This is a genomic window from Mycobacterium sp. ENV421 (assembly GCF_002887815.1).
Lineage (GTDB): Bacteria > Actinomycetota > Actinomycetes > Mycobacteriales > Mycobacteriaceae > Mycobacterium.
In genome coordinates, this window is sequence record NZ_PDHO01000016.1 from 105,005 (window position 1) to 114,973 (window position 9,969).

The following is a 9,969-nucleotide window of genomic DNA, read 5'->3' on the forward strand; positions in this document are numbered from 1 at the left end:
TGTGGGAAGCTCCTGGCATGCCCGATAACCGAAAGGTGCGCGTCGTCGTCGGCGATGACCACCCGCTGTTCCGTGACGGACTGGTTCGGGCGTTGTCGGGCAGCGGTGAGGTCGAGGTGGTCGCCGAGGCCGAGGACGGCTCGTCGGCGCTGGCGGCGATCAAGGAACACAAGCCCGACGTGGCGCTGCTCGACTACCGGATGCCCGGAATGGACGGCGCCGAGGTGGCGGCCGCCGTGCGCCGCGACGAACTGCCGACCCGGGTGCTGCTGGTCTCCGCGCACGACGACGCCGAAATCGTCTATCACGCGCTGCAACAGGGGGCGGCCGGCTACCTGCCGAAGGACTCCAGCCGATCCGAGATCGTCAACGCGGTGCTGGACTGCGCGAAGGGTCGCGACGTTCTGGCGCCCCGGCTGGCATCTGGTCTGGCCGTCGAGATCCGGCGCCGCGCAGAGCCGTCCGGGCCGTCGCTGAGCTCGCGGGAACGCGAGGTGCTCGGCATGATCGCCGGCGGACGCAGTATCCCGGCGATCGCCGAGGAGTTGTTCCTGGCGCCGTCGACGGTCAAGACCCATGTGCAGCGGCTGTACGAGAAGTTGGGTGTGGGGGACCGGGCGGCCGCGGTCGCCGAGGCGATGCGGCGGGGGCTGCTTGAGTAATCTGCCGGCCCCGCTGAGCCGCGCGGCCGATTTCCTGGGTACCGAACCGGTCCGGGTCGCGGCTGTCCTGCGACTGCCGCTGATCGTGCTGATCGGGCTGCTGGTGTGGATCGAAGGCGTCGACCACTGGCTGCCCGCCGTGTACTGGTCGGTGCTGATCGTCTACACCGGCACCGCGGCGGTATGGCTGACCGTCGTGCTCCGCAGGCCACTGCGGTGGTGGTTCGGCTGGGCGTCGACGGCTATCGACGTGGTCGCGGTGCTGGCCATGTGCGTCGCCTCCGGGGGCGCGACAAGCTGGCTGCTGCCGATCTTCTTCCTGATCCCGATCACCGTCGCGTTCCTGGACCGCCCGGAGATCACCGCGCTGATCGGTGCCGGCACGGCGGTCGGGTACCTGGTGGCCTGGATCATCTACTCCAAGCGCGACGACACCATGGGTCTGCCCAACGTCGTCTACGTCCAGGTCGGTTGCCTGGCCTGGCTGGCGCTGGCCACCACCGCGCTGTGCCTGGTGCTGGCCCGCCGCCGGGCCCGGGTGCGTTCGCTTCTCGAGGTGCGGCGCCGGCTGGTCTCGGAGTCGATGCAGGCCGACGAGCGCAACAACCGGCAACTGTCCGAACAACTCCACGACGGGCCGCTGCAGAACCTGCTCGCCGCTCGGCTGGATCTGGAGGACCTGCGCGAGCAACCCTCTGCCATCGGGTTCGAGCGGGTCGATACCGCGCTGCAGGACGCCATCAACATGCTGCGCAGCGCGGTCTCGACGCTGCATCCCCAGGTGCTGGCCCAGGTCGGACTGGGCGCGGCGCTGCGCGAACTGGTCGGCCAGTACGAGCGGCGCTGGAACGTCACCATCGACTGCGCGGTGGAAGAAGTGGGCAAGCCGGCGGCCCAAGCCCTGCTCTACCGTGCCGCGCGCGAGCTATTAGCCAACGCGCACAAGCACTCTCGGGCGACTCGGCTGCGGGTGGAGCTGGATCACGAGGCCGGTTCGCTGGTGCTGCGCGTGGTCGACAACGGCGTCGGCTTCGACCCGGCTGTTCTGAACGAGAAGGTCGCCGAGGGGCACATCGGACTGTCGTCGCTGGTGGTCGGTGTCGAAGCGATGGGCGGATCGGTGCAGCTGATCGAGACTCCCGGAGGGGGCACGACGGTCATCGTGACGGTGCCCGACGGCGATGTTCCTGCTGCGCGAGACTGACAGTCGTTAAACGCTCAGCTGACGAGGCCTACGCCTGCGGCGATTTCAGCCGCACGGTTTCCAGCGCCGCCAGCGCGTCGTCGGGAATCGGGACCGGACCGTCGTCGCCGAGCAGCACCAGCATGGTGTCACACACCCCGACACAACGACCGTCGACGAACAATCCGGTCGACGCCACGAACGAGGTGCGCCCGACCCGCCCGACCCCGGCGCCGGTCTCGATGGTGCCCGGCCAGTGCGCCTCGGCGAGGAAGTGCACCGCGTTCTGTGAGGTGACCAGGCGCAGCCGCCGGGTGGTCACGTCGTAGATATCGGGAAACAGGCTGCGGTTCATGGTCGCCCGGGCGTTCTCGTGCATCGCTTCCAGCGCCAGGTTGTTGAGGTGGGCGTTGGAATCCATGTCGCCGTAGCGCGCCTCGACGGTGCCGGTTACGGGGTAGGAGTCCAGCCGCAGCCGCATCTCGTGCGGACGGGCCGCGGTCGTTGTCCAGTCGCTCACAAGTGCGCCAGCTTATCGGCCGCGTGCCGCCAGCTGACCAGCGCCGCCGCCGCGACCATGATCAGGGCCGCAGCGATCGTGGGCTCGGGCAGCAGCGCCGCGGCCAGCATCGCTGCGGTCAGCAGCACCACGCCGACGGACTGGACCACGTCGCGGCGTCCTGCGTCGAGCACCAGCCACGTCGTCAGCAGGAACACCGCCAGCGGGACGGTCAACGTCAGCCCGGCGACCGTGTGTGGCAAGTGGCCCTCGCCGAGATGTTCGGCGACGATGACCTCCACCCCGGCCGAGAACGCCGCTGCCGAGGCGAAGATGAAGTAGTGCAGGTAGCCCCAGTAGAACGAGCGGCGTCTGGTCAGGGTCTGGTGGTGCTGCGGACGGTCGAAATATATCCACCACATCGAGGCCACGATCGCCAGTGAGCAGACCGCGACCCCGATCAGTCCGACGCGGGCGTCGTCGTTCGACAGTCCGCCGATAATCGAATTGGCCGCCGCCAGAATCGATTCGCCGAGAACGATCAGCGTGAACAGGCCGTACCGCTCGGCGATGTGGTGGTGGTGGTAGGCCGTCGCCCGGTACCGCTCGGCGATCAGCGCCACCGACAGGTCGGCCACCGCCAGCAGCGGGAACAACCAGACCGGCCCGTGCAGGAACCACCAGGACACCCACAGCACTTGCGCGACGACGATGCCGATCGCATACCGCACGCAGGTGCCGCGGTAGTGCGGATCGCTGATCGCCGCCCGGATCCATTGCGCTGCGCTGGCTACCCGCATGATCACGTACCCGGCGACGATGGCCCCGAAGTCGTTGGACAGCATCGCGCTCTGCGCGCCCGCGGCGATCACCAGGGCGCCGGCCATCTGTACGAAGACGGTCAGCCGGTAGAGCCAGTCGTCGGTGTCGTAGGCACTGGCGAACCAGGTGAAGTTCATCCAGGCGTTGAAGATCGCGAAAAACACCATCGCATAGGCCGCTACACCTGAGGCGAAGTGCTGTTCCTCCCAAAGATGGTGCAGCGCACCGGAAGACTGGGATACGGCGACCACGAAAACGAGGTCGAAGAGAAGCTCCAGGGAGCTGGCCGCGCGGTGCGGTTCATCGGGGTCGCGGGCGAGCATCGCCCGCAGGCCGGCCGGCAAAGGTACGGTTCAGCGGCGATTAAACCGGCGGATAGGCGGGCGGCGGGTAGACGCCGCGCAGCGCCCAGGGCAGCCAGCTGAAGAAGTACTCGACCTCGTCGCTCGCGTCATAGTCCGGATTCGGATCCATCCCTCGCACCTCCTGAGCGTCACCGCAATAGAACCGGAGTCTAGTCCGCGGGCCCCAACCGCGACACCGGTCATTAAACTATCCAACCAGTTGATAGAGAGCCGGCGTTGTCGGCGGACAAAATGACACCGTGCCGGCCGGCACAGGACAAGCGAGGACATCATGGCATCCGAGAACGGGATGACCCGGCGCGAAGAGCTGCTGGCCGTCGCCACCAAGCTCTTCGCAGCCCGCGGCTATCACGGAACCAGGATGGATGACGTCGCCGATGTCGTCGGCCTGAACAAGGCGACGGTCTACCACTATTACGCCAGTAAGTCGCTGATCCTGTTCGACATCTACCGCCGTGCTGCCGAGAACACCCTGCAAGCCGTGCACGACGATCCGTCCTGGACCGCCCGTGAAGCGCTCTACCAATACACGGTGCGGCTGTTGACGAACATCGCCGAGAACCCCGAGGGCGCGGCGGTGTATTTCCAGGAGGCGCCCTACATCGCCGAGTGGTTCACCGAGGAGCAGGTCGCCGAGGTGCGGGAGAAGGAAACCCAGGTCTACGAACACGTGCACGGCCTGATCGACCGCGGGATCGCCAGCGGTGAGTTCTTCGAGTGCGATACGCACGTGGTGGCGCTCGGCTACATCGGCATGACGCTGGGCGCCTACCGGTGGCTGCGACCGGACGGCCGGCGAACCGCCAAGGAGATCGCCGCCGAATTCAGTACCGCGTTGCTGCGCGGGCTGATTCGGGACGAGACGGTGCGGGTGGAATCCCCGCTGGGCATGCCCGATGTGGCGGGCGCGGCCAAGAAGGCGCCCGCCTGAGGCCGATATGATCGGCCGATGCCGCTCGTCAGCAAGACCGTTGAAGTCAACGCCGATGCCGACACGATCCTCCGGATAGTCGCCGACTTCGAGACCTATCCGGAATGGAACCCCGAGGCCAAGGCCGTGTATGTCCTGGCCCGCTATGACGATGGCCGGCCCAGCCAGCTGCGGCTCGACATGGAGATCCAGGGCCAGTCGGGCACCTTCATCCAGGCGGTGTACTACCCCGGCGAAGGCCAGATCCAGACCGTGCTGCAGCAGGGTGAGGTGTTCACCAAGCAGGATCAGCTGTTCTCGGTGGTCGCGATGGGGCCGTCGAGCCTGCTGACCGTCGACCTCGAGGTCGAGGTGTCCCTGCCGGTACCTGCCGTGATGGTCAAGAAGCTGATCAACGACGTGCTCGAGCACCTGGCCGACAATCTCAAGACCCGCGCCGAGCAGCTGTCGACGAGCTCGTAGCCAGCTTGCCGCGCAGGTCGGAGCGGCCGCGAGCAGACAGAAACTCGCATCGATCCGGGGCAAATCGTGCGATTTTGTGTCTGCTCGCGAGTGATGCGGCAGCAGGCAGGGGCGCGTCGATCGGCTAACGCCACATCCCGTTGCGCTCGAGTTGTTCCAGCAGCCGGTGTACGCCGTCGTTGAACTCCGTCGCGGACAGCTCTTCGAGGGTGGCCTTGTCGTGCCGTCGTAGCGCGTCGATCAGCCGGCGGTGGGTGTCCACCGCGGCCGCTCCCCAGGTCGGGTCGGTGACGTAGATCTGTGGCGGCATGTACCGCGCGGCGTGCAGCAGGAACCAGGCCAGTTTGATCCGGCCCGCCCCGCGGTTGAGCAGTCGGTGGAAGGCGAACTCGGCAGCACCCACGGTGGCCGGGTCGCCCTCGGCCACCGCTGCCTCCAACGCCTCGTTGGCGCGTTCGAGTTCGTCGATCTGCTCATCGGTCAGCCGGTCGGCGGCGCTGCTCACCAGTTCCTTGGCGATGGTGGCCTGCAACCAGTAGATGTCGGCGATGTCCTGGCGGCTCAGCGGCTGCACCACGTAGCCGCGCCGTGGCTCGAGTGCGACCATGCCCTCGCCGCGCAGCGTCAGCAGCGCCTCCCGCACCGGGGTGATGCTGACCTCGAGCCGAGCGGCGGTCTCGTCGAGCCGGATGAACGTCCCGGGCCGCAGGACGCCGGTCATGATCGCCTCGCGAAGGTGCGCGGCAACCTCGTCGGACAGTTGTGATCGACGGCTTCCGCGGCGGTTGCCGGCCCGTGTGGAAGCCGGTGCGTTCACGTGACCTCCGGGGACTTGTGTGGCGAGCGGCCAAGCAATAGTGTGACCCAAGCAACAACAGATTTGATCAAATATAACGATTTTTGCGTTCTCCAGCCACCGGGTTCACGCATCCTTTACGACATAGGGAACTGTCGCCATTCGGAACTGTTGAGAGGGCAACGAAGACCAGTGACCAGCCAGCTGACCACGACGACCGAGCAGCCGTATCTGGCGCGCCGGCAGAACTGGACCAACCAGCTGGCGCGTCATGCGCTCATGCAACCCGACGCCACCGCGTTGCGGTTCATGGGTCGCACGACGACCTGGGCCGAGTTCGACCACCGGGTCACCAAGCTGGCCGACGCGTTGAGCCGCCGCGGTGTCGGCTTCGGCGATCGGGTGATGATCCTGATGCTGAACCGCCCGGAGTTCGTCGAGGCGACGCTCGCCGCCAATCAGCTCGGGGCGATCGCTGTGCCGGTCAACTTCCGGCTGACACCGCCGGAGCTGGCGTTCCTGGTCCAGGACTGCGAAGCGGCCGTGCTGGTCACCGAAACGGTGCTCGCCGACGTCGCCAAGGCCGTGCGCGACCTTGCACCGGGGCTGTCCGCCGTGATCGTCGCCGGCGGCGCGACCGAGGACGGGGTGCTCGGTTACGAGGATCTGATCGTCGAAGAGGGCGAGCAGCACCAGCCGGTGGACATCCCCAACGACAGTCCGGCGCTGATCATGTACACCTCGGGCACCACCGGGCGGCCCAAGGGCGCGGTGCTGACCCACACCAATCTGGCCGGTCAGGCGATGACCGGGATGTACACCACCGGCCCCGACATCAACAGCGACGTCGGGTTCATCGGGGTTCCGCTGTTCCACATCGCCGGTATCGGCAACACCCTCGGCGGCCTGATGCTCGGCACGCCGACGGTCATCCACCCGCTGGGCGGATTCGACCCGGGCCAGCTGCTCGACGTGCTCGAGGCCGAGCGGGTCACCGGCATCTTCCTGGTGCCCGCCCAATGGCAGGCGGTCTGCGCGGCGCAGAAGGCCAAGCCGCGCGACATCCGGTTGCGGGCGCTGTCCTGGGGTGCGGCCCCGGCGTCGGACACCCTGCTGCGCGAGATGTCCGAGACGTTCCCGGACAGCAAGATTCTCGCCGCGTTCGGCCAGACCGAGATGTCTCCGGTGACGTGCATGCTCCTCGGCGACGACGCGATCCGGAAGCGCGGGTCGGTGGGCAAGGTCATCCCGACCGTCGCTGCGCGCATCGTCGACGAAGACATGAACGACGTCCCGGTGGGGGAGGTCGGCGAAATCGTCTATCGCGCACCAACTCTCATGGCCGGTTACTGGAACAACCCGCAGGCCACCGCCGAGGCGTTCGCGGGTGGCTGGTTCCATTCCGGCGACCTGGTCCGCGCCGATGCTGATGGCTACATCTGGGTGGTCGACCGCAAGAAGGACATGATCATCTCCGGCGGCGAGAACATCTACTGCGCCGAGGTCGAGAACGTACTGGCCGCCCACCCGGCGATCGTCGAGGTGGCGGTCATCGGCCGGGCCCACCCCAAATGGGGTGAGGTGCCGGTGGCGGTCGCCGCGATCAACGCCGCCGCGCTGCGGCTGGAAGAACTTGACGAATTTCTGACCGAACGCCTGGCACGCTACAAACACCCCAAGGGGCTTGAGATCGTCGACGCGTTGCCCCGCAACCCCGCGGGCAAGGTGCTGAAGACGGAATTGCGGATTCGGTTCAGCGCCAGTGCCGCAACGGATCCCGTCGATGAAACCGGTTCGGAGGCAGCCAATCCCGGCTGATGACCGAATGGCTAACGGATGCGACAAAAATCGAGTAGTGGGGATGGAGGGTCAATAGTGCAGATGCGGTGCACGGCCCGTGAGGCATCGGGTACATTCCTGTGGTCCGCCTTACTACTGAGTAGTAGGGAGACGACACTCACTCACCACGGGTCGGGGCAAGGAGGGTACGTGCCAGTCGGACTGCCGCCACGCGACGACCGACATGGTCCCGTCATGTGGGTGAACCGGTGACCGCCGCGACCACTGGCGTCGGCGGCTACCTCCAGGACAAGGCCCGTCCGGCCCTCACCGCCATCGGCGGCTTCTTCCGCATGTGCGTCCTCACCGCCAAGGCGACCACCAAGTGGCCGTTCGAGTGGCGCGAATTCATTCTTCAGGGCTGGTTCCAGTTCCGGGTGACCTTCCTGCCGACCATCGCTGTCGCGGTCCCCAACACCATCCTCATCATCTTCACGATCAACATCCTGCTGGTGGAGTTCGGCGCCGCCGACGTCTCCGGAGCCGGTGCGGCCCTGGCCGCGGTGACCCAGCTCGGCCCGATCGTGACCGTGCTGGTCGTCGCCGGCGCCGGGTCCACGGCCATCTGCGCCGACCTGGGCGCGCGAACCATTCGCGAAGAGATCGACGCCCTCGAGGTTCTCGGCATCGACCCGATCCACCGCCTCGTGCTGCCCCGGGTGGTTGCCGCGACGTTCGTCGCCGTGCTCCTCAACGGCGCGGTCATCACCGTCGGCCTGGTCGGCGGCTTCATCTTCGGCGTCTACATGCAGAACATCTCCGCAGGCGCCTACGTCTCCACGCTCACCCTGATCACCGGATTGCCGGAGGTCATCATCTCGATCGTCAAGGCGCTCACCTTCGGGCTCATCGCCGGCCTGGTCGGCTGCTACCGCGGCCTGACCGTCTCCGGCGGCGCCAAGGGCCTCGGCACCGCGGTGAACGAAACGCTCGTGCTCTCCGTGGTCGCTTTGTTCGCGGTGAACGTCGTCCTGACAACTATCGGTGTCAAGTTCGGAACGGGGCACTGAGATGAGTACTGCAGCAGTCCTTCGGTCCCGCTACCCCCGCGCGTACACCAGCGCCACCAAATGGGCGTCGGCCCCCGGCCGCTTCATCGACCGGGTTGGCGACGTCGCCTGGTTCACCGTCACCGCCGTCGGCCAGATCCCGCACGCGCTGCGCTACTACCGCCGCGCCACCTTGCGGCTGATCGCTGAGATCGGGATGGGCACCGGCGCGATGGCCGTGATCGGCGGCACCATCGCGATCGTCGGTTTCGTGACGCTGTCCGGCGGCTCGCTGATCGCGATTCAGGGCTATGCGTCCCTGGGCAATATCGGTGTCGAGGCGTTCACCGGCTTCGTTGCCGCACTGGTGAACGTCCGTGTCGTCGCTCCGCTGGTCTCCGGGCACGCACTGGCCGCGACGGTCGGCGCCGGCGCCACCGCCGAGCTGGGCGCCATGCGCATCGCCGAGGAGATCGACGCTCTCGAAGTGATGGGCATCAAGTCCATCAGCTACCTGGTGTCGACGCGCATCCTCGCCGGCATGGTCGTGATCATTCCGCTGTATGCGATGGCGCTGCTGCTGTCGTTCCTGGCCGCGCAGCTCACGACGACGGTGTTCTACGGCCAGTCGACGGGCACCTACGACCACTACTTCCGCACGTTCCTGCGGCCCGACGACGTGTTCTGGTCGTTTGTCGTCGCCATCATCATCGCGATGTTCGTGATGATCAATCACTGCTACTTCGGCTACAACGCCAGCGGCGGTCCGGTCGGCGTCGGCGAGGCGGTCGGCATCTCGATGCGCGCATCGCTGGTCGCCGTCGCGACGGTGGTTCTCCTCGCCTCGTTGGCGCTCTACGGCACCAACCCGAACTTCAACCTCACGGTGTAGCGGATGACGACGCCGCTCAACTCATCCCGGCGCCCGCCGCTCAAGCTCGCGGGTGTGGTGTTCCTGTTGCTGGCCCTCGTGCTGGCAACGCTGGTGTACCTGCAATTCCGGGGCGACCTGACCCGCAAGACCACCCTGACGATGGTGTCCGACCGCGCCGGTCTGGTGATGGACCCGGGCTCGAAGGTCACCTACAACGGGGTCGAGATCGGCCGCGTCACCAAAGTTGCCTCGGTGAACCGCGACGGCAAGTCGGTGGCCGAGCTGACGCTGGAGGTTGTCCCGCACTACATCTCGCTGATCCCGGCCAACGTCGACGCGCAGATCAAGGCCAGCACCGTCTTCGGCAATAAGTACGTGTCGTTCACCAGCCCGAAAGATCCGGTGAAGGCCCGGATTTCGAGCAGCGACGTCATCAAGACCTCGGGGGTCACCACCGAGTTCAACACCTTGTTCGAGACGGTCATCTCGATTTCGGAGAAGGTGGATCCGGTCAAGCTGAACTTGACGCTCAGCGCGGCCGCCGAGG

12 protein-coding genes are annotated in these 9,969 nt (G+C 66.7%); 8 read left to right on the plus strand and 4 right to left on the minus strand.

What is annotated here, in order from left to right; genetic code table 11:
* Positions 1 to 17 precede the first annotated feature (17 nt).
* The gene (locus tag CRM90_RS19090) at positions 18 to 662 is read left to right on the plus strand and encodes a response regulator (protein WP_102808505.1); all 645 of its coding nucleotides are present in this window, start codon (positions 18 to 20) and stop codon (positions 660 to 662) included.
* Positions 655 to 1,866, plus strand: a complete 1,212-nt coding sequence (locus tag CRM90_RS19095; RefSeq protein ID WP_102808506.1) for a sensor histidine kinase — start codon at positions 655 to 657, stop codon at positions 1,864 to 1,866. The genes CRM90_RS19090 and CRM90_RS19095 overlap by 8 nt, the downstream gene beginning before the upstream one ends.
* Before the next feature lie 28 nt (positions 1,867 to 1,894).
* Here CRM90_RS19095 and CRM90_RS19100 read toward each other — a convergent pair whose 3' ends face one another.
* Genes CRM90_RS19100 through CRM90_RS19110 form a run of 3 tightly spaced genes read right to left on the minus strand, consistent with a single transcriptional unit; the run spans position 1,895 to position 3,640 of the window.
* The gene (locus tag CRM90_RS19100; protein ID WP_233209395.1) at positions 1,895 to 2,365 is read right to left on the minus strand and encodes an acyl-CoA thioesterase; all 471 of its coding nucleotides are present in this window, start codon (positions 2,363 to 2,365) and stop codon (positions 1,895 to 1,897) included.
* Entirely contained in the window at positions 2,362 to 3,510 is a 1,149-nt protein-coding gene (locus CRM90_RS19105; RefSeq protein ID WP_199189953.1) for a low temperature requirement protein A, read from the minus strand. The genes CRM90_RS19100 and CRM90_RS19105 overlap by 4 nt, the downstream gene beginning before the upstream one ends.
* Positions 3,511 to 3,529: 19 nt before the next feature.
* Positions 3,530 to 3,640 carry a hypothetical protein gene (locus CRM90_RS19110; protein ID WP_005142555.1) on the minus strand — a complete coding sequence of 37 codons (111 nt, stop codon included), beginning with the start codon at positions 3,638 to 3,640 and terminating at the stop codon, positions 3,530 to 3,532.
* Positions 3,641 to 3,802: 162 nt separating this feature from the next.
* On the opposite strand from CRM90_RS19110, the gene CRM90_RS19115 reads away from it, so the two are divergent.
* Both CRM90_RS19115 and CRM90_RS19120 read left to right on the plus strand, forming a co-directional pair.
* A complete protein-coding gene (locus tag CRM90_RS19115; RefSeq protein ID WP_102808507.1) occupies positions 3,803 to 4,462 on the plus strand; it encodes a TetR/AcrR family transcriptional regulator in 660 nt (219 codons plus the stop codon).
* Between the two features lie 18 nt (positions 4,463 to 4,480).
* Positions 4,481 to 4,924: an SRPBCC family protein gene (locus CRM90_RS19120; RefSeq protein ID WP_102808508.1), complete on the plus strand. Its 444-nt coding sequence runs from the start codon at positions 4,481 to 4,483 to the stop codon at positions 4,922 to 4,924.
* A 124-nt stretch (positions 4,925 to 5,048) separates the two neighbouring features.
* Here the strand turns inward: CRM90_RS19120 and CRM90_RS19125 are convergent, their stop codons facing one another.
* Positions 5,049 to 5,741 carry a GntR family transcriptional regulator gene (locus CRM90_RS19125; protein ID WP_102808509.1) on the minus strand — a complete coding sequence of 231 codons (693 nt, stop codon included), beginning with the start codon at positions 5,739 to 5,741 and terminating at the stop codon, positions 5,049 to 5,051.
* Between the two features lie 171 nt (positions 5,742 to 5,912).
* On the opposite strand from CRM90_RS19125, the gene fadD5 reads away from it, so the two are divergent.
* The 4 genes from fadD5 to CRM90_RS19145 form a co-directional block, all read left to right on the plus strand.
* Complete coding sequence (fadD5, locus tag CRM90_RS19130) at positions 5,913 to 7,538, plus strand: fatty-acid--CoA ligase FadD5 (RefSeq protein WP_102808510.1); 1,626 nt, start codon at positions 5,913 to 5,915, stop codon at positions 7,536 to 7,538.
* 230 nt (positions 7,539 to 7,768) lie between these two features.
* Entirely contained in the window at positions 7,769 to 8,569 is an 801-nt protein-coding gene (locus CRM90_RS19135; protein ID WP_102808529.1) for an MlaE family ABC transporter permease, read from the plus strand.
* A 1-nt stretch (position 8,570) separates the two neighbouring features.
* Positions 8,571 to 9,440: an MlaE family ABC transporter permease gene (locus tag CRM90_RS19140; RefSeq protein ID WP_102808511.1), complete on the plus strand. Its 870-nt coding sequence runs from the start codon at positions 8,571 to 8,573 to the stop codon at positions 9,438 to 9,440.
* A 3-nt stretch (positions 9,441 to 9,443) separates the two neighbouring features.
* Positions 9,444 to 9,969: MlaD family protein (locus tag CRM90_RS19145; protein WP_142391400.1), on the plus strand; the 526-nt coding region annotated here is incomplete at its 3' end.